Source organism: Mesorhizobium sp. Root554 (assembly GCF_001427025.1).
Classification (GTDB): Bacteria; Pseudomonadota; Alphaproteobacteria; order Rhizobiales; family Rhizobiaceae; genus Mesorhizobium.
Map to the genome: position 1 here is coordinate 2316703 of NZ_LMGA01000001.1, position 24716 is coordinate 2341418.

Consider the following 24716-nt stretch of genomic DNA (forward strand, 5'->3'; position numbering starts at 1 on the left):
TCCATCGCGCCATCCTCCACGGCGCGGGATACGGTGCTGGTGCGATAGGAATATGACAGTAGCGTGATAATCTGTGAGTAACAACGCTTCTTGCCGGCTAAGAGCACGGCGCGACGCTGAAAAATATCAGGCTGCGACCTGCTCGCGCAGCGCGTGGATCAGCGCATCGGGGTCGAGCGGCTTGGTGATGAAACCGCTGGCGCCGTGAGCCAGAACCGCATGGCGGGTTTTCTCCTGGCTGTCGGCGGAAAGCACCATGATCGGCATTGGCGCCATGCCGCTTTCTTCCTCATGACGCCGTATCGCGGTGATGGCGTCCATGCCGTCCATAACTGGCATATGAAGGTCCATCAGCACTATATCGTAGCGGCGGGCGGCGCTGACCACCGCATCGATAGCGGCCCGGCCATTGTTCACGACGTCCACATCGTAGCCGGCTTTCTGCAGCGTCGATCTCACCAGCAATGCGTTGATCTCGTTGTCCTCGGCAATCAGGACCGACAGGTTCGGATGGCGATGGCTGGCGCCTGACACCGGGATGCGCGGCGGTTCGGCAATTGCCTTCGCCGTCATGCTGCCGCCCAGAAGCACGCGAAGCAATGTCTCGCTGCGAACCGGGCGCGCCAGAAACGTCGTGTAGCCATTGGCGCGGAATTCGCCCAGCAAGCCGCGCTCCGAAGGCGCGATCAGCGTGACGGCCTCGCAGTTCGAAAAGCCGGACTGCCGCAGGCGGGTCAGCACCTGGCCGTCGTCCTCTTCCACGGCTGCATCGACAAGGAGCATGTCGCATTCGCCGCTCATGGAAGTTGCTTGCGCGGTCGTGGCGGCAATCCTGGCCGCTCCGCCGTGCGCCCGGATCGTGCCGGCAATGGCCTCGGCCTCGGTCATGTTGCGCGACAGCACAACGATCCGCCGCCCCTCGAGAAGCGTCCGGCGTTCCTGCATCTGTTCGACGGGATCGGCAGCCGGTATCTCGAAAACGAACTCGGACCCTTCCCCCAGTGCGCTGGCGACGGAAATCGATCCTTGCATGGCCGTCACCAGCCGCTTCGAAATAGCCAGGCCAAGACCGGCTCCACCATGGGCTCTTGTCGAAGTGGTGTCGGCCTGCTCGAAATCCTCGAAGATGCGGTCGATATCGGCGTTCCGCAGTCCCGGCCCGGTATCGGAAACCGTGAACCGCAGACGGTCGCCCGTTTGCTCGAACACCCGCGATATCCTGACCGTGACACCCCCGGTCTCGGTGAACTTGATCGCGTTGCCGATCAGGTTGAGGAGCACTTGGCGCACTCGGCCGGGATCGGCCGAAATCATCAGCGGAACGTCGGGCTCCACCAGGCAGCCAAGGCCGATGCCCTTGGAATAGGCGCGGGAGGCGAGAAGCTCCACCACATTATCGACGATCTCGCGCGGCGACATCGGTTGCGGCTCGGGATCGAAACGCCCGGCCTCGATCTTGGAATAATCGAGCAAGTCCTCGATCAACGCCAGTAAGGCGCTGGCCGATGTCGACACGGCGGACACATAGGTGCGCTGTTCCGGTGAAAGCCTGGTGTCGGCCAACAACTTCGCCATGCCCATGATGCCGTTCATGGGCGTGCGGATTTCGTGGCTGACGGTTGCCAGAAACCGCGATTTTGCCTGGCTGGCGAATTCGGCGCGCTCGCGCGCGCTGATCAGCGACGCCTCGGCGCGCTTGCGCGCGGTGATATCGCGAGCAATGGCGCGGTGCGAAACCGCCCCGCTTTCCTTGTCGCGGACGGAAAGCTCGATCCACGAGAACCAGCGTGGGCCGCCATTGGTGCGAATGACGACATCTGTCGAACTCAGGCATTCGTGATCGGAAAAGGCGGCGTCCGGAACCAGCCCGACATCGATGCCGAGTTCGGCCAGCGTCCTGTCGCGGAGAGATTGCGCATCTTCGCCGATCAGTTCGGCGAACACCCGGTTGGCATGAACGATGCGGCCGTTGCGGTCGCGATGGACAACGAGATCGCCCAGCGCGTCGATCAGTCCGCGGAACCGCTCGTCGCTCTCCTGCATCTCCCACATGCGGTCGGCGAGCGTTTCTATCTCCGCCTGGCTGCGCGCCGTCGTATCGCCGAGCAGCAGGGCTGCACGCCGCTCCGCCACCTGCGATCGGATGTGGAGCGCCAGTCCGGCTGCGGCGATGGCGAGAAGGCCGACGGGAACGAAAAGCGGCGCACCATAGAGGAAGGAAAGTCCGGCCAGCACCAGCAACGCGACAAAGGTGAGGAAGGGCAGCCCTTCACCGCGTCCGGCCGGCAAGGCTGGGACAAGCGGCGGCGCATCTATGCGACGCCGGGCCGACGCTTCCTGCTGCGCATCCTCTGTAGACTCGACCAGGTCGGGCTCCATTCCGGCTTGGCGCCGGTGAGCGGGCATACTGATACGGAGAGATTAGAGAAGATTTCGGCAGATCATTCCAATTTTAGCGGTCGTTCCGTTTTCGACGAAAGAGGCTCCGCAAAAGCGCATATCCCGCTCTCACATATCGACGACGACACGCCCCCTGATCCTGCCGTCGACAATGTCCCTGGCCGCGTCGGCGATGCCGCTAAAGCCGATTGTGGTGGACAATGCCGACAGTTTTGCCGTGTCGAGATCCTGGCGGATGCGCCGCCATGCCTCGAGCCGCAGTGGCTTCGGCGCCATGACGGAATCGACGCCGAGCAAGCAGACGCCGCGCAGGATGAACGGCGCGACGGACGCCGGCAGATCCATGCCTCCCGCCAGCCCGCAGGCGGCGATCGCGCCACCATAGGCGGTCATCGACAGGGCATTCGCCAGCGTCGTCGAGCCGACCGCATCGATGCCACCGGCCCAACGTTCCCTGGCCAGCGGCTTGACCGGCCCGGTCAACTCGTCGCGCGTGATCACCTCCGACGCGCCGAGATCGATGAGATAGGCTTTTTCGGATTCGCGCCCGGTCGAGGCCACGACATGGTAGCCGAGCCCGGACAGGATCGAAATGGCGACAGAACCGACGCCGCCGGCGGCGCCGGTTACCACGACTGGCCCGCGATCCGGCGAAATGCCGTGCCGCTCCAGCGCCATCACACACAGCATCGCCGTATAACCGGCGGTGCCGACCGCCATCGCCTCGTGCGCGCTCATGCCTTCGGGCAACGGCACCAGCCAGTCGCCGTTCACCCGCGCACGCTGCGCATAGGCGCCGTGATGCGTTTCGCCGACGCCCCAGCCATTGAGGATGACTTTGTCGCCCTTGCGCCAATCCGGATGCGAGGAGGAGAGCACCGTGCCGGCGAAGTCGATGCCTGGGATGAGCGGCCAGCGGCGGATGACCGGCGCCTTGCCGGTGATGGCCAAACCGTCCTTGTAATTGACCGTCGTCGCCTCGACCTCAACCGTCACATCGCCGTCCATCAGGTCGGCTTCGGTAAGGTCCACGGTCGCAACCGACTGCTTTTTGTCCGCGTCGCGCGAAACGAGGATGGCTTTGAACGTGTCGGACATAGGTCTCTCCCGGATTGCGGCCGAGTGTGAAACACCAGTGGCGCTGAATCAATCGTTCGAAGGTTTAGGCTCACGGCGCCATGCAATGAACTCTTCGAGCACGACCAGCGCGGCGCCCACGCTGATGAACACGTCCGCCAGGTTGAAGACGGCAAACGACCAGACCGGCGTATGGAACAGGATGTAGTCGATCACATGGCCATAGACGGCCCGGTCGATCAGGTTGCCGAGCGCGCCGCCGACGATCAGCGCGAAGCCCACCCGGGCGATGACCTGGCCCGGCGTCGTGCGGGTGGCGAGATAGAGCACGAAGGCGGCGACAACCAGCGAAACGACGATGAGGCCGGTATCGCCGAACGACGACAGCATCGAAAAGGCGATGCCGGTGTTGTAAGTGCGGAACAGCGCCAGGAACGGCACCAGATCGACCTTCTCCTGGAACGCCAGAGTGGTCTCGACCAGATGCTTGATCCACTGGTCGAGCGCGATGGCGACCGCAACGAGCAGCAAATAAGGCGAAAGCGTTTTCAAGAAGCCGTCTCCGGACCGAGTTTCAGCGCCCCGCGCCGGATCTCGAACAGCATGACCCCGGTGGCCACGGCAAGATTGAGCGAGTCTGCCCGGCCGGCCTGCGGGATGCGCAGGAGCTTGTCGCAGGTTGATGCCAGCTCTTCCGGCAGGCCCTGCTGTTCGTTGCCCATCATAAGCAGCACCGGCCCCTTCGAGAAATCGACCGACCGGTAGTCCACCGCGCCCTTCAGGTGCGTTCCGGCGACCAGGCCGGGAAAGGTCCGGCGCCAGGCGAGGAAAGCCTCGACCGTTGCCTTCGTCACTGGCATGGCAAAGACCGAGCCCATCGTGGCGCGCACCGTCTCGACCGAAAAAGGATCGGTGGTGTCGCCGACAAGAATTATGCCCTTGGCCCCGACCGCGTCGGCGGTGCGGATGACGGTGCCCAGATTGCCCGGGTCCCGGACCCTGTCCAGCGCCACCCACACGTCGCCGTTCGACGGGCGAACATCCCTCAGCGGCTGGTAGCGCTGCGTAAAGACGCCGACCACCATCTGCGGGTTGTCGCGGCGGGTGATGGCGGAGAGAACTTTTTCCGAAACTTCGAGCACGGTGCCGCCGGCAGCCACGGTGCGCGCAGCAACCTTTTCGACCGCCGCGTTGCCGCGGCCGGCCTTGGCGAAGACCAGCGTCCTGATCTGCCAGCCGAGATCGAGCGCGTCGATCACCAGCTTCAACCCCTCGGCCATGAAGGCGTTCTGTTGATCGCGGAATTTCTTCAAGGCCAGCGCCTTGATGTCCTTCACCAGCGGATTGGCAAGGCTGGTGACCTCCTTGACCTGACCGGGCGCGCCTGCGTGCCGCTCGCTCATGCGGCGACCCAGCGCGAGAAAAGCGATGTCGAAAGCGCCCGGCCGGCGGATTGTTCGCGGATAATGAGTTCGCCCGATTCAACCCGCCCGCCCATTCCGGCGAACGTATCGCGCATCAGCGCGTGAATGGCGAAGAACGAAGAGCGGATGGAATAGGCCGTGAGAACCACCGCGAGCGGCCTTGGCGACAGGATGGCGCGGCAGATGTCCGTCAGCGCCGGCAGATCCTCGAAAAGCTGCCAGACCTCACCCTTCGGTCCACGGCCATAGGCGGGCGGATCGAACAGCACGATGTCGTAGCGGCTGCCGCGCCGCTCCTCGCGCTCGGCGAATTTCATAGCATCCTCGACGATCCAGCGGATCGGCCTTTCCGCCAGCCGCGCCATCTCCTGGTTTTCGCGCGCCCAGCCGATCGCCTTCTTCGAGGCGTCGACATGCGTGACCTCGGCCCCGGCCCGCGCCGCCACCAGCGAGGCAAGCCCGGTGTAGCCGAACAGATTCAACACTTTCACGGGCCGCTTGGCAGACGCGATCAGTCCCGCCATGTGGTCCCAGTGCGACGCCTGCTCGGGAAACACCCCGACATGGCGGAACGAGGTGAAGCGACCGAGATAATCGATGCCGTCATGCTTCATCGGCCAGGTCTCGCCGAGCGGCTGGCCGGGAAAGCGCCAGCGGCCCAAGCCTTCCTCATCCGTATCGCCGGTGAAGACGGCGTCGGCATTCTCCCATTCCTTCGCCGGCAACGCGCGCTGCCAGATCGCCTGCCCCTCGGGGCGGACAATGCGGTACGGGCCGTATTGTTCGAGCTTCTGACCGGCCCCGCTGTCGAGCAGCGCATAGTCGGCATTGGGCGCCACCTCGAGGATCAGCGGCAGTTTTTCAGCGGGTAGCGCGCCTTCCCGGCGGGAAAGCCGGCGCGGTTCAGACTTCGGCTGTGCAGGGCTTGCAATGACCGCAGAGGGCTTTTCCTCGCGTCGCATGTCGCGCGTCTGGCCCGGCCCTTGTGACGGGCGTGGCGGGCGGCTGTCGCGGCGTCGGTCGCGAGAGAATTTCAACAGGTGAGGTCTCCGAAGCGTTCAAACGCTTCTGCCACGACGCTTAGCGTGAGCCAAGCGGCAAAAGCGGGGAAGATCGGCGAACGCCGGCCTTCCGGCATCTGCATGGTGCGCGAGAAGGTGTGCGAACGTAGCCGGCGTCAACCGTCGTCGTCTTCCGACGATGCCGGCCGCCAAGTGGTCGGCTCGACCTTTTTCTTGGTATGGCCATCGGTGTAGACCCACCAGGCCGAATCCTCAGCGTCCCAGCGGCCGATGGATTCGTTCATGACGCCATCGCCGTCGGTCCAGTAAACCGTGACGCGCGAGCCGTCCCTGGGGGCGCTGGATATCGGTTGCCGTTCAGCCATGATTGTCTCCCTCGAAGCCTGCCAAAACGCGCCCGGCGTGCTGCCGGTTCCCGTTCTTCCGGCGCTGGCTTCAGCTGTGCGCGAAAATATCTTCCTCGTCCCAGCCCATCAGGTCGAGCTTGGCCCGGGTCGGCAGGAAGCGGAAGCAGGCGTCGGCTTCCTTGACGCGGCCGTCGCGCTGCAGCCGTCCCGCAAGCACCTCGCGCAGCCGGTGCAGGTAGAGAACGTCGGAGGCGGCATATTCCAGCTGTTCCGGCGACAGCGTCTCAGCCGCCCAGTCCGAGGACTGCTGCTGCTTCGACAGGCCGACGCCCAGCAGTTCCCAGCAGATATCCTTGAGGCCGTGCCGGTCCGTATAGGTGCGCGTCAGGCGCGAAGCGATCTTGGTGCAGAACACCGGCTCTGCCATCGCGCCGAAGGCCTGGTAAAGCACGGCGATGTCGAAGCGCCCATAGTGGAACAGCTTGGTGATGCGCCTGTTGCGAAGCAGGCTGACCAGGTTCGGCGCCCGCTTCTGCCCCGGCGCGATCTGGATGACGTCGGCGGTGCCGTCGCCCGGTGATATCTGCACCACGCACAGCCGGTCGCGGTGCGGGTTGAGGCCGAGAGTCTCAGTATCGATGGCGACCGCATCGACATCGTAATTCGACAGGTCCGGCAGGTCGCCCTTGTGGAAACGGATCGTATTCATCGGGAAGCTTTCAGCGTGTCAGGGCGTCGAGGATCCGCGCCCATGAGCGCTGCCCCTTGTGGAACGATTTCAGGTCGTATTTCTCGTTCGGCGAATGGATGCGGTCATCCGAGAGGGCGAATCCGACCAGCAGCGATTCCATGCCGAGATAGCTGCGGAAGTCGCCGACGATCGGGATCGAGCCGCCGCCGCCGATCATCACCGCCTGCTTGCCCCATTCCTCCGTCAGCGCGTCTTTGGCGCCGGTCAGGAAAGGCGAATCGTAGGAGAGCTGGATTGCCGGCGAGCCGCCATGCTCGTGGAAATCGATGCTGCAGTCGGCCGGTACGCGCTCGGCGGCGAACTGGCGGAAAGCGGCGCGGATCTTCTTCGGGTCCTGCGCATGCACGAGGCGGAATGAAATCTTCGCGGAAGCCTCGGCCGCGATGACGGTCTTGAACCCCTTGCCGGTGTAGCCGCCGGTGATGCCGTTGAATTCGGCGGTGGGCCGCGCCCACAGAAGCTCGAGCACCGAACGGCCTTTTTCGCCGGCCGGTATCGACAGGCCGATCGGTCCGAGGAAGCTTTCGGCGGTTTCGCCCAAGGCTTCCCAGCCTTGAAGTATCTGCGACGGCGTTTCTTCAACTCCATCATAGAAGCCGGGGATCGTCACCCGGCCCTGTTCGTCATGGATGTCAGCCAGCAGGTTTGCCAGGATGCGGATCGGGTTCGCGGCGGGGCCGCCATACATGCCCGAATGCAGGTCGCGGTTCGCCGCCTTGACGGTGATTTCCTCGCCCACCAGCCCGCGCAATGAAGTGCAGATGGAGGGCGTCTCCGCGTTCCACATGTCGGTATCGCAGACCAGCGAGAAATCCGCCTTCAGTTCCGCCGCATTGGCTTCGAGGAAAGGCTTGAGCGAGGGCGAACCGGATTCCTCCTCGCCCTCGAACAGGATGGTGATGCGGCAAGGCAATGAACCATGCACCGCCTTCCAGGCCCGGCATGCCTCGACGAACAGCATCAACTGGCCCTTGTCGTCGGAAGCGCCGCGTCCGGTGATGATCTTGCGGCCGGGCTCGATCTCCTTCAGCGCGGGATCGAACGGATCGTTCTCCCAAAGCTCCAGCGGATCGACCGGCTGCACATCGTAATGGCCGTAGAACAATATATGCGGACTGCCCGCCGGTCCGTCGTGGTGGGCGACCACCATCGGGTGGCCCGGCGTCGGCCGAACGCTGGCCTCGAAACCGATGGATTTCAGGTCTTCCACCAGCCAGTCGGCGGCCTTGCGGCATTCGGCGGCGAATTCGGGATCGGTCGATATCGACTTGATCCTGAGCAGGTCGAACAGCCGGTCGAGGCTCTGGTCCAGATTTTGGTCGAGACGGTCTAAAACGGGAGCAAGCGCGGTCATGAAAGTTCCTGGAAAGCGAATCCGCCGCGACCCTAGAGCATTTTGCGGCGAGGTGGAAACACCCCGCATCGTACATCACGGCGAGTCGTCGGTTCCCGGCGGCGCATAGACGGCAATCGCTTCGGGATGCACCCTGAACGTGGCCGGCGTCGCGGTCACGATCTCGCCATCGGTGTTGATCGGTTGCGGCAGCTTGGTGGTCACGTCGAACTGCACGCAGCGCGCCGTCCGCACCTCGTTCCAGGCGCCATGTGTACCGGACCGGAACGAACGCAGCATCAGGGCCAGCTTCCAGACATTGCCCATTTCCAGGCTGTAGAGATCGAGATGGCCGTCATCAATCGCGGCGCTCGCTTCCACGACATTGCCGCCGCCATAGTGACGGCCATTGCCGATGGCGATCTGGAAGGTCCTGACCTTGACCGTCTCGCCCTTCTCGCGAATCCAGGCGGTGAAGGGCCGCGCCTTGTAGAGCACGCGCGACGCCGCGACGGCATAGCCGAGCCGGCCCCAGCGGCGCTTGATCTCAGGCCTCAGCCCTTGGGCGAGCTTGGTGCTCAGCCCGATCGAGGCGACGTTGAAGAAGGCGTGGCCGTTCACAGAGCCGACATCGATGCGCCGTTCGTAGCCGCCGACGATCATGTCGACCGCCTGCATGATATCCATCGGCAGGCCGAGCGTGCGGGCCAGGTCATTGGCTGTGCCCATCGGCAGGATGCCCATTGGCAGGCCGCTTTCCATGACCGCCATGGCGGCCGAGGAAACGGTGCCGTCGCCGCCGCAGACGACGATGCAATCGGCGCTTTCACGCAGCCGCGTGATGTCACGCGCAAGTTCGGGTAGCGCAGAAAAAGGCTCGACCGTAACGGCAAGTCCGCCGGCCTCGAATCTCTGCAGGATGTCGTTGAGCGGCATCGAGCCGCGGCGGGCTTTTTCATTCAAAAGCAGCAAGGCGCGCCGCGCGGCGGGCTTCTTCGCAGCACCCTTGCCGGCGGCCCTGTATTTCCTGGTACCGGCGGTTTTGCTCTTCAATGTCTGTGCCATACCCATAAAAAATGCCGCCGTGGCGGAGGGGGAACCACGGCGGCCTTTACTCGAAACGATGCGGCAGCCCGGAGAGGGGGGTAGGCTGCCGCAGGGTGTCCGGTATAGGCGGGGGACGGGCCTTGCTCCGGACTCGGCGAAAATTGCCGATGGGTCCTATCTGGGTCCTGGAACGTGGCGATTCAAGGGCATGGAAATTACAAGTTTGTAACATAGCCGTGAGCAGTCAGGCCATGTCAGGAAGTCGTCGCAAGGAGAAGCCTCGAGCGCCTTTGGCATGGACCGCAACGCCGCGCCGCGCTATCCCTTCGCCATGAAAAAAGGCGATCACCTCTTCCTCGTCGATGGCTCCGGCTACATCTTTCGCGCCTACCATGCGCTGCCGCCGCTGACCCGAAAGTCCGACGGCCTGCCGGTCGGCGCCGTCTCCGGCTTTTGCAACATGCTGTGGAAGCTGATGGTGGATGCCCGCAACACCGAGGCGGGCGTGGTGCCGACGCATTTCGCCGTTATCTTCGATTATTCCTCGAAGACATTCCGCAACGACCTCTACCCCGAATACAAGGCCAACCGGTCCGCGCCGCCGGAAGACCTGATCCCGCAGTTCGGGTTGATTCGTGAAGCGACCCGCGCCTTCAACCTGCCCTGTGTCGAGATGGAAGGGTTCGAGGCCGACGATCTGATCGCCACCTATTGTCGGCTGGCCTGCGAGGCCGGCGGCGACACGACCATCGTGTCCTCCGACAAGGATCTGATGCAGTTGGTCGGACCGACGGTCGGCATGTACGACCCGATGAAGGATCGGCAGATCGGCGTCCCCGAGGTGATCGAGAAATGGGGCGTGCCGCCCGAGAAGATGATCGACCTGCAGGCGCTTACCGGTGATTCCGTCGACAACGTGCCGGGCGTGCCCGGCATCGGCCCGAAGACGGCGGCGCAGTTGCTCGAACAGTTCGGCAAGCTCGACGCGCTTTTGGAGCGCGCCGCCGAGATCAAGCAGGACAAGCGGCGGCAATCGATCATCGATAATGCCGACAAGGCGCGCATTTCGCGCGAACTGGTGACCTTGAAGGACGACGTCCCGGTAGCAGCCGGCGCGGGATTGGACGATTTTGTCCTGCACGAGCCGGACGGTCCGAAGCTGATCTCCTTCCTCAAGGCGATGGAATTCTCGACGCTGACCCGCCGCGTCGCCGAGGCGACCTCGACCGAGGCGAGCGACGTTCAGGCTGCCGGCCTCACCATCGAGCGCGCCGATGCCGCGCATGGACCCGACGTCGGCGCGGGCGCGGTGTCGAAACCTGCTGGATCGGAGGGCAATGGCGACGCTGCCGCGATGAGCGCGGCAGGCAAGGATGAAGGTCCCTCGCCTTCCCTGTTGTCGGCGATGCGGGCGGAAGCCGCGGTCAACGCCAGGATCGACACCAGCGCCTATGTCTGCATCCGCGACCTGCCGACGCTTCAGGCCTGGATTGCCGAGGCGCGCGAAGCCGGCATGGTCGCGTTCGACACGCAAGCGTCTTCCCTCGATCCGATGCAGGCCGAACTGGTCGGCGTTTCCCTGGCGACCGCCCCGGGCCGCGCCGCCTATGTTCCGCTCACGCACAAATCGGGCGACGGCGATCTTCTTGGCAGCGGCCCGATCGAGAACCAGATTCCGATCCGCGATGCGCTTGCTGCCCTGAAGCCCTTGCTCGAGGACGCCTCGGTTCTGAAAATCCTGCAGAACGTCAAGTTCGATCTCATCATGATGCAGCGTCACGGCCTCGACATCCGGCCCTTCGACGACACCATGCTGATTTCCTATGCGCTGGACGCCGGCGTCGGCGCCCACAACATCGACGCCCTTTCCGAGAAATGGCTGGGTCATGCCACCATCGCCTTCAAGGATGTGACGGGAACCGGCAAGGGCGCGCTCGGCTTCGACCAGGTGGCGCTCGAACGCGCCACCGCCTATGCGGGCGAGCAGGCGGATGTGACACTGCGCCTGTGGCGGGTTCTGAAGCCCCGACTGCCGGCCAAGAGCGTGGCCTCGGTCTATGAACGGCTTGAGCGGCCGCTGGTGCCGACGCTTGCCGCCATGGAACAGCGCGGCATTTCGGTCGACCGCCAGATCCTGTCCCGCCTTTCCGGCGAACTGGGGCAGAGAGCGGCGGCGCTCGAAGACGAAATCTACCTGCTGGCTGGCGAGCGTTTCACCATCGGCTCGCCCAAGCAGCTTGGCGACATATTGTTCGGACGCATGGGCCTGCCGGGCGGCGCCAAGACCAAGACCGGGCAATGGTCGACCACCGCCCAACTGCTGGAGGAACTCGCGGCGGAAGGCTACGAGCTGCCGCGCAAGATCGTCGACTGGCGCCAGCTCACCAAGCTGAAATCCACCTACACCGACGCCTTGCCGGGCTACGTCCATCCGCAGACCAAGCGTGTGCATACGTCCTATGCGCTGGCGGCGACCACCACCGGGCGGCTGTCGTCCGTGGAGCCCAATCTGCAGAACATCCCGATCCGCACGGCGGAAGGGCGCAAGATCCGCACCGCCTTCATCGCGGACAAGGGCAACAAGCTGATCTCGGCCGACTACAGCCAGATCGAACTGCGGCTGCTGGCCCATATCGCCGACATCCGCCAGCTCAAGCAGGCCTTCGCCGACGGCGACGACATCCACGCCATGACGGCGTCGGAGATGTTCAACGTTCCGGTCGAGGGCATGCCGCGCGAGGTGCGCAGTCGCGCCAAGGCGATCAATTTCGGCATCATCTACGGCATTTCGGCGTTCGGGCTGGCCAATCAGCTGTCGATCCCGCGCGAGGAAGCCGGCGACTACATCAAGCGCTATTTCGAGCGCTTCCCCGGCATCAAGGACTACATGGAAGCGAGCAAGGCCTTCTGCCGTGAGAATGGCTACGTCGAAACGATCTTCGGCCGCCGCATCCACTATCCGGAAATCCGCGCCTCCAACCCGTCGATCCGCGCCAACAGCGAGCGCGCCGCGATCAATGCGCCGATCCAGGGTTCGGCCGCCGACATCATCCGCCGCGCCATGGTGCGCATGGACGAGGCGCTGGCCAGGGCCGGCCAGTCGGCGCGAATGCTGCTGCAGGTGCATGACGAACTGATCTTCGAGACCGCCGAGGCAGAAGTCGAAACGACCCTCCCGGTCGTCAAGAGCGTGATGGAGAACGCGGCGATGCCGGCTATCGCGCTATCCGTGCCGCTCCAGGTGGACGCCCGCGCCGCAGACAATTGGGACGAGGCGCACTAGAGCTTGGCCCCGTCAGTCCTGCGCGACGGTTCTCGGATATTCCAGCTGCATGGCGACGATATCGGCCGTGCGCTGCCCATAGCGCGCCTCGATGCCCCGAAGCGTATCGTCGAGCGCTTTCGCCGGCGGCACGCCCTCCATGGCGCTCAGCTTTTGCTGCCCGGGCCAATCCGTCACGGTCTCTTCGGGGATGATGCGAAGCCCGCTGCGCGTCTCGACCGGACCGGCGGCAAAGGTGACGGCGCTGGAGCGGTAGGTACGCGACCACGCATCGGCAATCAGCGCAAGGGAAACCTCGTCGATCCCCGGCGACAGTTCGATGCCGAACCGGTCGCGGTTCCAGAAAGCGGCCATGTTGCCCATCACCGTCACGGCGAACGGGCGCGTGAACCGGAACGCCGCGCTGTCATGGCGCGCGTCCCATTGCGCGAGGCCGAGATCGCGGCCGACCGCCTCGGCCTTCTCCCGGCCGGCGATCGCCTCGATCAGGGTCAGCATCATCGGCATGGAGGCGCTGATGCCGGTCGTCGTGGCGACTGTTTGGTCGACCACCAGCCGGCGGTCGGCCACATAGTCCAGCTTCGGATGTTTTTCTCGTAGTTCCTTGAGATAGTACCAGTGCGTCGTCCCGCGCTTGCCGTCGAGCAATCCTGCCTCGGCGATCACCTTGGCGCCGGCGCAAACGCTGACGATCGTGGCGCCTTTCGCCGACTGGCTCTTGATCCATTCAAGGGCCGCCGGATCGTCGTCGGGGGTCATTGCCGGCACGACGACGTAATCCGCTCCATCGGGGTTTTGCGCATCGAACTCGGCAATCGTCGCGTCGGGCTCGACCTTCAACGCCGGATAAAGCGATACCGGTCCCGCCCCGGTCGCCAGTGCCAGGACGTCGGCGACGTCGGCGCGACGCAGGATGCCATAGGTCATCAGGTAATCGGTGACCTCGGTGGCATCGTTGATCCCAATAACCGCGATCAGCGGACGCTGCCGTTTCGGCGGCTTCAGCGCTGCAAGCGTGGCTTCGGTGTCCTGCTGGGCAATGGGCGGTGGCGCTCCAGGCGAAGCCGCTGGCGGCAGCGTGAATATCCAGCCGACGAAGCCGGCAAATCCCAGCAGCGCAATGGCCGGCACGCCCCAAAATAACAGCCGCTTGATCATTGCTACTGAAGGTCCCCCCGCTCCGCCAAGCATTTCGCGCAGGTGCCCCTGAACTCGATCACCGCCTTCTTGGCCGTGAACCCGTTGGCCCGCACCCAGTCGTCGAGTTGATGGCCGACATCATGGTCGGAGAACTCCGTCACCTGGCCGCAGGTGTCGCAGATGGCGAAGGCCGTCATCGAATGGCTGTGCTCATGCGGCTCCGCGCAGGCGACGAAAGCGTTGAGGCTTTCGAGCCGATGGACGAAGCCTTCCTTCATCAGCGTGTCGAGCGCCCGGTAAACCTGCAACGGCGCGCGGAAGCCGCGCTCGCGCAACTGGTCAAGCAGCATGTAAGCGCTGAGCGGCCCGCTCGCCGCTTCAAGCTTCTCCAGCACCCATGTCTGGTTTTTCGTCAGGGCGGTCCTTGCCGTCATGCTTTCCTATTCCATTCAAGCGCAGCCATATTGGCCGGCTTTTCCTGAAATAGCCATGAACACGGCAATTTTCCACCTGTCAGGCTCGAACCGGCAAGGCTGAGGGATCAGACCTTCCGGGGCGGCCCCTTGCGTTCAGCCGACGGCGCCCAGAGGTTGATGTCGGCCTCACGCGCATACTTGTCGATCTCGGCGAGATCGGCATCGGAGAAATCGAGGTTCTTCAGCGCGCCGACGCAATCCTCGACCTGCTGCGCCCGGCTGGCGCCGATCAGCGCCGAGGTGACGCGGCCCTTGCGCAGCACCCACGCCAGCGCCATCTGCGCCAGCGTCTGGCCCCGGCGCTTGGCGATCTCGTTCAGCGCCTTGATGTTTTTGATCGCGCTTTCGCTGAGGAAAGATTGCCGCAGCGACTTGCCCTGCGTGGCGCGGCTGCCCTCGGGAATGCCGTTCAGATACTTGTCGGTCAGCATGCCCTGCGCCAGCGGCGAAAACACGATGGAGCCGATGCCCTCGCCATCCAGCGTATCGAGCAGCCCGTCGTCCTCGACCCAGCGGTTGAGCATGGAATAGCTCGGCTGGTGGATGACGCAGGGCGTGCCGAGGCGCCGCAGGATTTCGGAGGCTTCGCGCGTACGCTGCGAATTGTAGGAGGAGATGCCCGCATAGAGCGCCTTGCCGGAGCGCACGGCATGGTCCAGCGCGCACATCGTTTCTTCCAGCGGCGTGTTCGGATCGAAGCGATGGGAGTAGAAGATATCGACATAGTCGAGACCCATGCGCTTCAGGCTCTGGTCGAGGCTGGCCAGCAGGTATTTGCGGCTGCCCCATTCGCCATACGGCCCCGGCCACATGTCGTAGCCGGCCTTGGTCGAGACGATCAGCTCGTCGCGGTAGCCGGCGAAGTCGTTGCGCAGGATTTCGCCGAACGCGACTTCGGCGGAACCCGGAGGCGGACCGTAATTGTTGGCGAGGTCGAAATGGGTGATGCCGAGGTCGAACGCCTTCTGGCAGATTTCCCGCTTCGTCCGATGCGGGGTATCGCCGCCGAAATTGTGCCACAGCCCGAGCGAGATGGCCGGCAGTTTGAGGCCGGACTTTCCGCAGCGGTTGTAGATCATGTTCTCGTAGCGATCGGCGGCGGGGGTGTAGGGCATGGATCAATCCTTGGAATGCGAGGCAGACCGCTGTTTACCCTCCCCCGTGTGGGGAGGGTCGTGAAGCATGTCGCGCAGCGACAATGCGGAACGGGGTGGGGGTGTCAAGATTTGTCGGATTATTTTGGGTGCAAAGATACATTGTAGTCACCCCCACCGCCGTCTCCCGAACCTCATTTCGCCTGGTCCGCTCGCCGCCCCTCCCCGCAAGGGGGAGGGCAAAGCGCGCTACATCTTCTTCGCCAGCAGCGCTCCCGCTTCCCGGATCCCCAGCGCCGCCGGCCGCTCGCATGTCGTCTGCATCGCCACGAACTTGCCGCTATCGCCCGATTTCAGGATGCCGGTCATCACCTCCACCGCATGCAGCGCCAGCTCCATCGAGCAGCGGTGCGGCCGGTCGCCGGCGATCGCCAGCGCCATGTCGGCGAGCCCCGCGGTGCGGTAGTTCGCCATCATGCCGTGCGAGTGCTTTTCGTTCAGCACCGCGAAGGGATGATCCCATTTCGGCAGCGCCTTCACCGGCTTGCCCTGCTTGGTGAAGCGGACATCGCCGCCGAAGAAGTTCGGGTCGGGTACGAAGACGGTCCCGTTCTCGCCATAAAGCTCCATCGGCGCATGGCCGTGGTTCCACACGTCCCAGGACGCGTTCAGCGTCACGACCGCTTCATTGGCGAATTCGAGGATGGCGTGGATGGTGGTCGGCGTCGTCACGGGAATCTTTTCGCCCCGGCGCGGCTTGGAGCCGATGGTGCGTTCCTTCGCCGGCGTGGTGGCGAAAGCTGCGACCCGCTTCACGGGACCGATCAGCTGGATCAGATTGGTGACGTAGTAAGGCCCGATATCGAGGATCGGCCCGGCGCCCGGCTGGAAGAAGAAGTCAGGATTCGGATGCCAGTTCTCCATGCCGTGGCTCATCACGAAGCAGGTGCCGCTGGTGATCTTGCCGACCTTGCCGCTGTCGATGACGTTGCGCACCAGCTGGTGCGCGCCGCCGAGGAACGTGTCCGGCGCCGAGCCGATGCGCAGGCCCTTCTTCTCGGCCCGCTTCTTCAGGTCCAGACCTTCGCTAATGGAAAGGACGAAGGGCTTTTCCGAATAGACATGCTTGCCGGCATCGAGAATCCGCCGCGAAATCTCGTAGTGCACGGCGGGAATCGTCAGGTTGACGACGATGTCGATGTCGGCGGCGGCAAGCAGCCCGTCGACCGTCTCGGCGCGAAGCTTGAATTCCTTCGCCCGGGCTTTGGCCGCATTCATGTTGATGTCGGCGCAGGCGCGCATTTCGAAGCCGCGGAACATCGGCGACAGCCGAAAATAAGCCGCCGAGATATTGCCGCACCCGATGACGCCGACCCCAAGTTTCCTGGGCATTTCGTCTTCTCCTAATATGATTTGACCGAGGTGAGCGAGCGGCTTGCGAAGCGCTCGATGTCGTTCGGATTATCCTGTTCCATGATGTAGTATCTGGCGTCGGTCTTCGCGCGCAACGTCTTCATCAGCGCCGCCCAGTCGATGCTGCCATGGCCGACATCGGACCATCCGTCCTCGTCCAGGCCCTGGCCCGGCTTGGCCATGTCCTTGACATGGACGGCAACCACGCGGCGTCCGTATTTGTCGAGCCATGGCGCGGGATCGGCGCCGCCGCGGATGACCCACGCCACGTCGATTTCCCAGCCAACGCCGGGGGCGGCGTCCAGAATAAGCTGCTGCGGCACCGAACCGTCGGCGAGTGGCTGAAATTCGAAATCGTGGTTGTGCCAGGCAAAGCCGTAGCCTGCCTTGCCGGCCTTCTCGCCAACGGCGGCGAGCCGCTCGCCAAAGCCTCGCCAGCCGGCGGCGTCGGATGGCCGAGCCTCCGGCTGCAGATAGGGACAGATCAATGTCGTGGTGCCGAGGGCGTCGGCGATCCGCCGCACACCGTCGAAATCGTTTTCCAGGGCGTCGATGGAGAAGTGCCCGGTCGGCATCGAAAGGCCGTTCCTGTCCATCTCGGCGCGAAACGCGGCGGGATCGTCATAGACACCGCCGAAACCCTCGACTTCCTTGTAGCCAAGATCCCCCAGCATTTTCAGAACCTTGTTCCAGGGCTGGAAGTTGCGCGCGCTGTAGAGTTGGAATGACCAGTTCATGATGTTCGTCCATCCTGCCTTTGATGTATCTCGACCGGCCTCACAGCCGGTTGCCTTGTTCGTCGAACAGCGAGGCTCGCATCGGATCGAAACCGATCTCGACGCTTTCGCCCGATTGCGGTGCGCGCTCGGAGGTCACGCGCACGGTGAAATTCTGGTCCGCAAGCTTGAGCCAGACCAGCGTATCGGACCCCATCGGCTCCACCACGTCGACGCTCGCCTGGGCGGTGAACGGCCAGCCGGAGCCGCTGTTCAGCCCGACATGTTCTGGCCGGATGCCGAAAACCGAAGCTCCCGGTGACGGCTCGCGCTCGAAATCGTAGCTCGCCAGCGGCACCTTCAATTCACCGGCGACGAAATGCCAGCCACCGTCGTTTTCCAGTCTGCCATCGAGGAAATTCATGCCGGGCGAACCCAGGAACCCGGCGACGAAGCGGTTGACCGGGCGGTTATAGATCACCTGTGGCGCGTCGAACTGCTGGATGACCCCGCCACGCATCACCGCGATGCGGTCGGCCAGCGTCATCGCCTCGATCTGATCGTGGGTTACGTAGATCATCGTGTTGGCGAGTTTCTGGTGCAGGCGCTTGATCTCGACGCGCAATTCGGAGCGCAGCTTGGCGTCGAGATTGGACAGCGGCTCGTCGAACAAAAAGACGTCGACATCGCGCACCAAAGCCCGGCCGATGGCGACACGCTGGCGTTGACCGCCCGAAAGCGCCGCCGGCTTGCGCTGCAGCAGCGGGCCGATCTGGAGGATTTCGGCCGCCCGCGCGATGCGTTTGTCGATCTCGTCCTTGGGCGTGCCGGCGACCCTCAATCCAAACGAAAGGTTCTTTTCGACAGTCATCTGCGGGTAAAGCGCATAGGATTGGAACACCATGCCGATGCCCCGGTCCGCCGGCTCTTCCCAGGTGACGTTCTTACCCTTGATGAAGATGCGGCCGTCCGAAATGTCGAGCAGGCCTGCGATGCAGTTGAGCAGCGTGGACTTGCCGCAGCCGGACGGCCCGAGCAGCACGACGAATTCGCCCTCGGCGACATCGAGATTGAGCGACTTGAGCACCGTGACCGAGCCGAAACTCAGTGACAAATCCTGCACGGACACGCTGGCGTTTGCTACATTCATGCGGGTCACCCTTTCACAGCGCCCGCGGCGATGCCGCGCACGAACAGCTTGCCCGAGACAAAGTAGATGATCAGCGGCACCAGTCCGGTAATCAGCGTCGCCGCCATGTTGACGTTGTATTCCTTCACGCCCTGCACCGAATTGACGATGTTGTTGAGCTGCACGGTCATCGGATAGGTGTCCGGCCGCGTGTAGACGACGCCGAACAGGAAGTCGTTCCAGATGCCGGTAATCTGGATGATCAGTGCGACGACGAAGATCGGCATCGACATCGGCACCATGATGCGCAGGTAGATGCCCCAGAAGCCGGCGCCGTCGACGCGCGCGGCCCTGAACAGCTCATCCGGCAGCGAAGCGAAGTAGTTGCGGAACAGCAGGGTGAGGATCGGCATGCCGAAGATCGAGTGCACCAGCACCAGCCCCCAGAGCGAGCCGTAAAGGCCGATCTCGCGCAGGATGATGACGATCGGGTAGAGCATCACCTGATAGGGGATGAAGGCGCCGACGATGAGGATGGTGAAGAAGATGTCGGCGCCCTTGAAGCGCCAGTTGGCCAGCGCGTAGCCGTTCACCGAGGCGAGTGCGATCGACAGGATGACGGAGGGAACGGTGATGCGCACCGAGTTCCAGAAGCCGCGCGAAAGGCCGTCGCAATTCAATCCCGTGCAGGCCGTCGACCAGGCCTTTACCCAGGGTTCGAAGGTGATTTCGACCGGCGGCGAGAAAATATTGCCAAGCCGGATTTCCGGCATCCCCTTCAGCGACGTCACCACCATTACGTAGAGGGGCAGCAAATAGTAGACCGCGACGAGGAAAAGCGTGCCGTAGAGAAAGATGTTGCGGCGTGACAAGACACTGCGCGGCTTTGGCCCGCGCGGTCCGCTTAGCTCGCCGCGCACCGCATCGGCGCCGGCTATGGTCGATGACAGGACAGCCGGATTGCTCATGTCCTGCCCCTCCGCCCGAATTCCAGATAGGCCCACGGCACGATCACGATCACCACCGTCAGCAGCATCATGGTCGAGGCGGCGAAACCCTGACCGAGATTCTGGGCGAAGAACATGTAGTCGTAGACATATTTCGCCGGAACTTCCGAAGCGATTCCGGGACCGCCCGAGGTCTGCGCCACGACGAGGTCGTAGACCTTGACGATACCCGAAGCGATGATCACCAGCGTGGTGATGAACACAGGCCGCATCATCGGGATGATGATCGAAACATAGGTGCGCCAGGTCGGAATGCCGTCGACGCGCGCCGCCTTCCATATGTCCTCGTCAATGCCGCGCAGGCCGGCCAGCATCAGGCACATCACCAGTCCGGTCCCCTGCCACAGCGCGGCGATCAGCACGCCGTAGATGACGATGCTGGAATTGTAGAGCGGGTCGAAATTGAAGCTTTCCCAGCCAAGGCCGCGGATCACGCCCTGGATGCCGAACTCCGGATTGAGCAGCCACTGCCAGACCAGGCCGGTGACGATGAAGGACAGCGCGAACGGGTAGAGGAAGATCGTGCGGAATGTATCCTCGAAGCGGATTTTCCGGTCGAGCATCGCCGCCAGCAGGAAGCCGATGACCAGCGAAAAGATCAGCGACAGCACACCGTAGATCAGAAGGTTCTCGATCGAGACCAGCCAGCGCGGCGCCGCCCACAGCCGGTAATACTGGTCGAGACCGACGAAATTCAGCCGCGGCAGCAACCGCGAATTGGTGAAGGAATAGAGAACCGTCCACGCCGTGCCGCCGACGAAGACGACGAGCGCGGTCAGGATCATCGGAACCGACGCGATCTTCGCATTGAGATTGCGGAACAGCCGGCTCGGACGTTCACTCTTCATGCTGACGGACATGGTTGCACCGATGAGGACAGGTCGCGGGATCCCGGTCCCGCCGCCGCGCGGGACCGGGATGATCGGATCGGCCGAGCGGTCAGTCGGCCGAGCCGATGATATCGGCGAAGCGCTTCTGCGCGTCCTCCGGTGTCATGCTCTGATTGGCGAAGAATTCGGAGAACAGATCCTCCTTCTGCTTCTGCGTATCCTGCGACAGAAGCTGGTCGGTCCACGGCATGACGTCGCCCTTGGCCAAGATGTCGAGACCCTTTTTCATGCAGTCGTTGGCAGCGTTCAGGTCAACGTCGCCGCGCACCGGCAGCGAGCCCTTCTTCAGATTGAAGGCGACCTGCGTCTTGGGGTCGAGCAGCGTTTCGGCCAGCACGCCCTGCGCCTTGGATTTCTCCTCATCCTTGAGCAGCGGAAAATAGAAGGCGTCGCCGCCCGTGGCGATCATCGGATTGAGGCCAAGGCCGGGCAGGCAGCTGTAATCCTTGCCGGCAGTCTTGCCCGCGACCTGGAATTCGCCCTGCGCCCAGTCGCCCATGATCTGCGCGGCCGCCTTGCCGGTGATGACCATGTTGGTGGCCTGGTTCCAGTCCTGCACATTGGTGTTCTTGGCCATCTTGCGGGCATCGTCCGCCGCCTTGAATACCTTGGCGATATCAGGCCCGGCCGCGAATTCGGCGTCCTTGGCCTCGTAGACCTTCAGGAACGTATCCTTGCCGCCGATCGCCGCCATCAGCACGTCGAAGGCGCCGGACGATTGCCAGGGCTGACCGCCGACCGCGAGCGGAACGATGCCGGCCTTTTCGAGCGCCGGCGCTGCCGCGACGAGCTCGTCCCAATTCTTCGGCACCGGAACGCCTGCCTTCTCGAAGGCTTCATTGGACAGCCACAGCCACTGCCAGGAGTGAATGTTCACCGGCACGCAATAAATCTTGCCGTCGATGGTGCAGCTGTCGAGCAGGCTCTTCGGCCTTACCACCTCGGTCCATTTGCCCTTGGTGGCGACATCGGTGAGGTCGCGCATCAACCCGGCCTGGACCAGCTCTTCCGCCTGGCGGCCATGGTTGAACTGGGTGGCGCCCATCGGGTCGCCGCCGGTAATGCGGCTGATCATGATCGGCCGCGCCGTACCCCCGGAACCGGCGATCGCGCCGTCGATCCAGTGATTGCCGGTCGCATCGAACGCCTTGGCGAGTTCGGCAACGGCGGCGGCCTCTCCACCCGAGGTCCACCAATGCGTGACCTCAAGGTCCGTAGCCGAAGCAACTCCTGCGAATGGCAAAGTCACGGAAGCAGCCAGCGCGGCAGCCATCATTTTAAATCGCATTTCGGTCTCCTCCCAGAAATCTGAAACGTTACAGATTTTCGATAAAGCAATTGGCGCAGACTCGCAAGCCAGAGCTGGACAATTTTTTCGTGAGCCGAAGAAAAAGGACATCTCTCCGGCGTTTGGCAATGTTGCGATGCGCAAAAATCTCTTTTGCGCTGCAAAATGCGCCTCGAATGTGGCCTTTGCCCCCTCGATTCGCCATCCAGAAGGCATGTCTTGTCGGGAACATCCCTGCTCTAAGCTATCCCTCTTTGCAATCTGTAACGTTTCAGTTTATTCCAAAAGCGCAGCCAGGGCCGAGGGAAGCACGATTGCGCGGCTTGCCCGCTCCTGCTATGCGCCGGCCGGGCGGGACCAATGGACAGAGAGCAGCGAAACGAAGACGCGGACGAAGCGGAGGCCCGGCGGCCGACGCTGAAGACGCTTGCGTTCATGACAGGGCTTGGCGTCACCACCGTTTCCCGTGCGCTCAAGGATGCGCCCGAGATCGGCGCCGAAACGCGCCGCCGCGTCCAGCTCGTCGCCCGGCAGATCGGCTATCGGCCCAACCGTGCGGGCGTGCGCCTGCGCACCGGCAAGACCAATGTCATCAGTCTCGTGCTGGACACCGAGGAGCAGATTGGCGGCTTCGTGTCGGACCTCATCTACGGTATTTCCGGCGCGCTGGCGCAGACGCCATACCACCTCATCGTCACTCCCTACTCCCGCAACAACGATCCGCTGGAACCGGTCCGCTACATCGTCGAGACCGGCTCAGCCGACGGCATCATCATTTCGCGGACGGAACCGGACGACAAGCGCGTCCGCTACATGACCGAGCGCGGCTTCCCGTTCGCCACCCACGGCCGCACCGACATGGGCATCGAGCATCCGTTCCACGATTTCGACAACTATGCCTATGCCGCCGAGGCGGTGGGCAAGCTGGCCGGGCTCGGCCGCAAGCGGCTCGCTCTGCTCGGTCCGCCAGCCAGCCTCAGCTACTTCCACCATATGCGCAACGGCTTCGCAGACGCCATGTCGGATCTTGGATTGGCCGAAGTTTCGTTTCCCAGCGTCACCGTCGATCATTCCATCGACGAGATACGCCGTCGCGCGGCAGAGCTGATGCGTCGTCCGGGCCGGCCGGACGGCATCGTCAGCGGCGCCGGTTCGGCAACCTTTGCGCTGGTGGCCGGAGCGGAGGATGCCGGTCTCGTGCTCGGCAGGGATATCGACATCGTTTCCAAGCAGGCGTCACGCCTGCTGCATCTGCTGCGCCCGCAGCTTCTTGTCGTCAACGAGGACGTGCGCCGGGCCGGCTCCGAGCTGGCGCACGCGGTGATGGCGCGCATCGCCGGCACTGCGATCCCTTCGCTGCAGAGCCTGGCAAAGCCGGGACCGGTAGAGGCGTACAAGCCCGTAGAGTGATGCGCCAGTATTTCACCTTTCCCCTGTGGGGAGGGTTGGCGCTCGTTAGGCCCCGCTCCCCCAGGGTCCGTGAAACGCGCCCTTGTCGTCGATGCGCTCGAAACCATGTGCGCCGAAGAAGTCGCGCTGCGCCTGGATCAGGTTGGACGTGCCGCGACCCTGACGATAAGCGTCGAAATAGCCGAGCGCGGAGGCCAGCGCCGGCGTCGGCAGGCCGGCCTCGGCCGCCTGCGCCACCACATGCCGCAGCGACGGATGCGCCTCCTTCATCATCGTCACGAAGGCCGGCGCCATCAGCAGATTGGTGTCGGCGCCGCCCGAACCGAACGCCTCCGCCATCGTATCGAGCATCTGCGAGCGGATGATGCAGCCGGCGCGCCAGATCCTGGCGATGGTCGGCATCGGCAAATTCCAGCCGAACTCCCTGGACGCTGCCGCCATCACCGCGAAGCCTTGCGCATAGGCCGCGATCTTGCCGGCGAACAGCGCCAGTTCCAGATGTTTCAGGAGCGCCTCCTTCGATCCCGAGAAGGACGTCACGCCGAGCTTGCCATAGGCCTTCTCCGCCGCCAGCCGCTCGTCCTTGAGCGACGACAGCACCCGCGCCGCGACAGCCGCCTCGATGGCGGTTGCCGGAATGCCGAGCTGCTGCGCCTCGATCACCGACCACTTGCCTGTGCCCTTCTGTCCGGCGCGGTCGAGGATGATGTCCGGCACCGGCTTGCCGGTCTTGGGATCGTCGGCGGCCAGCACATTGGCGGTGATCTCGATGAGATAGGATTCGAGCCGTCCCTTGTTCCAGCCGGCGAAGACCGGCGCGATCTCCTTCGCGCTCATGCCCAGCCCGTCGCGCAGGATGCCGTAGATCTCGGCGATCATCTGCATGTCGGCATATTCGATGCCGTTGTGGATGGTCTTGACGAAATGACCGGCGCCGTCGCTGCCGAGCCACGCGGCGCAAGGCTCGTCCTTGAACTTGGCCGAAATGGCGGTCAGCACGCTTTCCACCCGCTTCCAGCTTTCCTCGGTGCCACCGACCATGATCGACGGCCCGTGACGCGCGCCCTCCTCGCCACCGGAAACGCCCATGCCGATGAAGGTAAGGCCCGATCCTTCCAGCTCCTGGAACCGGCGCATCGTATCACGGAAATTGGCGTTGCCGGCATCGATGACGATGTCGTTCCCGGCCAGTTCACTCCGCAGCGCCGCGATCTGCTCGTCCACCGGCTTGCCGGCCAGAACCATGATGATGATCGGGCGCGGCGGCCTTATGGCGGCGGCAAGTTCAGACAGGCTGGCGCAGGGAACGACCTTGTCGCGCAACGGGCCGGCGTTCTTGACGAACGCGTCGGTGCGCGCCTGCGTACGGTTGTAGACAGCGATCCGGTGGCCTTTCTCGGCAATGTTGAGCGCCAGGTTGGAGCCCATCGTTCCGAGGCCGATCAGGCCGATTTCCGCTTTTTCCATTG

21 protein-coding genes are annotated in these 24716 nt (G+C 63.7%); 2 read left to right on the forward strand and 19 right to left on the reverse strand.

Annotation, left to right across the window (positions count from 1 at the left end; translation table 11 throughout):
- Positions 1-126: 126 nt before the first annotated feature.
- From ASD44_RS11335 to ASD44_RS11375, 9 genes are all read right to left on the reverse strand, one after another.
- Positions 127-2379, reverse strand: coding sequence for an ATP-binding protein (locus ASD44_RS11335; RefSeq protein WP_056111823.1), 2253 nt, complete (start codon positions 2377-2379; stop codon positions 127-129).
- A gap of 129 nt (positions 2380-2508) precedes the next feature.
- On the reverse strand, positions 2509-3498 hold the full coding sequence (locus tag ASD44_RS11340) for an MDR family oxidoreductase (protein ID WP_056111826.1): 990 nt from the start codon (positions 3496-3498) through the stop codon (positions 2509-2511).
- A 48-nt stretch (positions 3499-3546) separates the two neighbouring features.
- The gene (lspA, locus tag ASD44_RS11345) at positions 3547-4029 is read right to left on the reverse strand and encodes a signal peptidase II (RefSeq protein ID WP_056111829.1); all 483 of its coding nucleotides are present in this window, start codon (positions 4027-4029) and stop codon (positions 3547-3549) included.
- Positions 4026-4880, reverse strand: a complete 855-nt coding sequence (locus ASD44_RS11350; RefSeq protein ID WP_056111832.1) for an RNA methyltransferase — start codon at positions 4878-4880, stop codon at positions 4026-4028. Before ASD44_RS11350 ends, lspA begins: the two co-directional genes overlap by 4 nt.
- The gene (locus ASD44_RS11355) at positions 4877-5938 is read right to left on the reverse strand and encodes a class I SAM-dependent rRNA methyltransferase (RefSeq protein ID WP_056111835.1); all 1062 of its coding nucleotides are present in this window, start codon (positions 5936-5938) and stop codon (positions 4877-4879) included. Before ASD44_RS11355 ends, ASD44_RS11350 begins: the two co-directional genes overlap by 4 nt.
- Positions 5939-6078: 140 nt before the next feature.
- Positions 6079-6288, reverse strand: a complete 210-nt coding sequence (locus ASD44_RS11360; protein WP_056111839.1) for a hypothetical protein — start codon at positions 6286-6288, stop codon at positions 6079-6081.
- A 70-nt stretch (positions 6289-6358) separates the two neighbouring features.
- The gene (locus tag ASD44_RS11365; RefSeq protein WP_056111842.1) at positions 6359-6979 is read right to left on the reverse strand and encodes a ribonuclease D; all 621 of its coding nucleotides are present in this window, start codon (positions 6977-6979) and stop codon (positions 6359-6361) included.
- Positions 6980-6989: 10 nt separating this feature from the next.
- A complete protein-coding gene (locus tag ASD44_RS11370; RefSeq protein WP_056111844.1) occupies positions 6990-8375 on the reverse strand; it encodes a M20/M25/M40 family metallo-hydrolase in 1386 nt (461 codons plus the stop codon).
- Between the two features lie 75 nt (positions 8376-8450).
- Positions 8451-9407 (reverse strand): lipid kinase, encoded by a 957-nt coding sequence (locus ASD44_RS11375; RefSeq protein ID WP_244478764.1) that lies wholly within the window; start codon positions 9405-9407, stop codon positions 8451-8453.
- 325 nt (positions 9408-9732) lie between these two features.
- On the opposite strand from ASD44_RS11375, the gene polA reads away from it, so the two are divergent.
- The gene (gene polA / locus ASD44_RS11380; protein WP_056115953.1) at positions 9733-12684 is read left to right on the forward strand and encodes a DNA polymerase I; all 2952 of its coding nucleotides are present in this window, start codon (positions 9733-9735) and stop codon (positions 12682-12684) included.
- Between the two features lie 12 nt (positions 12685-12696).
- Here the strand turns inward: polA and ASD44_RS11385 are convergent, their stop codons facing one another.
- The 9 genes from ASD44_RS11385 to ASD44_RS11425 form a co-directional block, all read right to left on the reverse strand.
- Positions 12697-13842, reverse strand: a complete 1146-nt coding sequence (locus tag ASD44_RS11385; RefSeq protein ID WP_056111847.1) for a DJ-1/PfpI family protein — start codon at positions 13840-13842, stop codon at positions 12697-12699.
- Positions 13843-13844: 2 nt separating this feature from the next.
- Positions 13845-14258 carry a Fur family transcriptional regulator gene (locus tag ASD44_RS11390; protein WP_056111850.1) on the reverse strand — a complete coding sequence of 138 codons (414 nt, stop codon included), beginning with the start codon at positions 14256-14258 and terminating at the stop codon, positions 13845-13847.
- 107 nt (positions 14259-14365) lie between these two features.
- On the reverse strand, positions 14366-15415 hold the full coding sequence (gene mgrA, locus ASD44_RS11395; RefSeq protein WP_056111852.1) for an L-glyceraldehyde 3-phosphate reductase: 1050 nt from the start codon (positions 15413-15415) through the stop codon (positions 14366-14368).
- Positions 15416-15643: 228 nt separating this feature from the next.
- Complete coding sequence (locus tag ASD44_RS11400; RefSeq protein WP_056111855.1) at positions 15644-16786, reverse strand: Gfo/Idh/MocA family oxidoreductase; 1143 nt, start codon at positions 16784-16786, stop codon at positions 15644-15646.
- An 11-nt stretch (positions 16787-16797) separates the two neighbouring features.
- Positions 16798-17544, reverse strand: a complete 747-nt coding sequence (locus tag ASD44_RS11405; protein ID WP_056111857.1) for a sugar phosphate isomerase/epimerase — start codon at positions 17542-17544, stop codon at positions 16798-16800.
- A 40-nt stretch (positions 17545-17584) separates the two neighbouring features.
- The gene (locus ASD44_RS11410; RefSeq protein WP_056111860.1) at positions 17585-18673 is read right to left on the reverse strand and encodes an ABC transporter ATP-binding protein; all 1089 of its coding nucleotides are present in this window, start codon (positions 18671-18673) and stop codon (positions 17585-17587) included.
- A 5-nt stretch (positions 18674-18678) separates the two neighbouring features.
- On the reverse strand, positions 18679-19620 hold the full coding sequence (locus tag ASD44_RS11415; protein WP_056111863.1) for a carbohydrate ABC transporter permease: 942 nt from the start codon (positions 19618-19620) through the stop codon (positions 18679-18681).
- Positions 19617-20519, reverse strand: a complete 903-nt coding sequence (locus ASD44_RS11420) for a sugar ABC transporter permease (RefSeq protein ID WP_056111866.1) — start codon at positions 20517-20519, stop codon at positions 19617-19619. The genes ASD44_RS11415 and ASD44_RS11420 overlap by 4 nt, the downstream gene beginning before the upstream one ends.
- A gap of 79 nt (positions 20520-20598) precedes the next feature.
- The gene (locus ASD44_RS11425) at positions 20599-21837 is read right to left on the reverse strand and encodes an ABC transporter substrate-binding protein (protein ID WP_056111869.1); all 1239 of its coding nucleotides are present in this window, start codon (positions 21835-21837) and stop codon (positions 20599-20601) included.
- Between the two features lie 360 nt (positions 21838-22197).
- Here ASD44_RS11425 and ASD44_RS11430 point away from each other — a divergent pair, with 360 nt between their 5' ends.
- Positions 22198-23247 (forward strand): LacI family transcriptional regulator, encoded by a 1050-nt coding sequence (locus ASD44_RS11430; RefSeq protein WP_056111872.1) that lies wholly within the window; start codon positions 22198-22200, stop codon positions 23245-23247.
- A gap of 45 nt (positions 23248-23292) precedes the next feature.
- Here the strand turns inward: ASD44_RS11430 and gndA are convergent, their stop codons facing one another.
- Entirely contained in the window at positions 23293-24714 is a 1422-nt protein-coding gene (gene gndA / locus ASD44_RS11435; RefSeq protein ID WP_056111876.1) for an NADP-dependent phosphogluconate dehydrogenase, read from the reverse strand.
- Positions 24715-24716: the final 2 nt, after the last annotated feature.

Coding starts and splice junctions, on each gene's coding strand:
- ASD44_RS11335 (WP_056111823.1), bottom strand. CDS start 2,379: ATGGAGCCCGACCTGGTCGAGTCTACAGAGGATGCGCAGCAGGAAGCG.
- ASD44_RS11340 (WP_056111826.1), bottom strand. CDS start 3,498: ATGTCCGACACGTTCAAAGCCATCCTCGTTTCGCGCGACGCGGACAAA.
- ASD44_RS11350 (WP_056111832.1), bottom strand. CDS start 4,880: ATGAGCGAGCGGCACGCAGGCGCGCCCGGTCAGGTCAAGGAGGTCACC.
- ASD44_RS11360 (WP_056111839.1), bottom strand. CDS start 6,288: ATGGCTGAACGGCAACCGATATCCAGCGCCCCCAGGGACGGCTCGCGC.
- ASD44_RS11365 (WP_056111842.1), bottom strand. CDS start 6,979: ATGAATACGATCCGTTTCCACAAGGGCGACCTGCCGGACCTGTCGAAT.
- ASD44_RS11370 (WP_056111844.1), bottom strand. CDS start 8,375: ATGACCGCGCTTGCTCCCGTTTTAGACCGTCTCGACCAAAATCTGGAC.
- polA (WP_056115953.1), top strand. CDS start 9,733: ATGAAAAAAGGCGATCACCTCTTCCTCGTCGATGGCTCCGGCTACATC.
- ASD44_RS11385 (WP_056111847.1), bottom strand. CDS start 13,842: ATGATCAAGCGGCTGTTATTTTGGGGCGTGCCGGCCATTGCGCTGCTG.
- ASD44_RS11390 (WP_056111850.1), bottom strand. CDS start 14,258: ATGACGGCAAGGACCGCCCTGACGAAAAACCAGACATGGGTGCTGGAG.
- mgrA (WP_056111852.1), bottom strand. CDS start 15,415: ATGCCCTACACCCCCGCCGCCGATCGCTACGAGAACATGATCTACAAC.
- ASD44_RS11400 (WP_056111855.1), bottom strand. CDS start 16,786: ATGCCCAGGAAACTTGGGGTCGGCGTCATCGGGTGCGGCAATATCTCG.
- ASD44_RS11405 (WP_056111857.1), bottom strand. CDS start 17,544: ATGAACTGGTCATTCCAACTCTACAGCGCGCGCAACTTCCAGCCCTGG.
- ASD44_RS11410 (WP_056111860.1), bottom strand. CDS start 18,673: ATGAATGTAGCAAACGCCAGCGTGTCCGTGCAGGATTTGTCACTGAGT.
- ASD44_RS11415 (WP_056111863.1), bottom strand. CDS start 19,620: ATGAGCAATCCGGCTGTCCTGTCATCGACCATAGCCGGCGCCGATGCG.
- ASD44_RS11420 (WP_056111866.1), bottom strand. CDS start 20,519: ATGTCCGTCAGCATGAAGAGTGAACGTCCGAGCCGGCTGTTCCGCAAT.
- ASD44_RS11425 (WP_056111869.1), bottom strand. CDS start 21,837: ATGCGATTTAAAATGATGGCTGCCGCGCTGGCTGCTTCCGTGACTTTG.
- ASD44_RS11430 (WP_056111872.1), top strand. CDS start 22,198: ATGGACAGAGAGCAGCGAAACGAAGACGCGGACGAAGCGGAGGCCCGG.
- gndA (WP_056111876.1), bottom strand. CDS start 24,714: ATGGAAAAAGCGGAAATCGGCCTGATCGGCCTCGGAACGATGGGCTCC.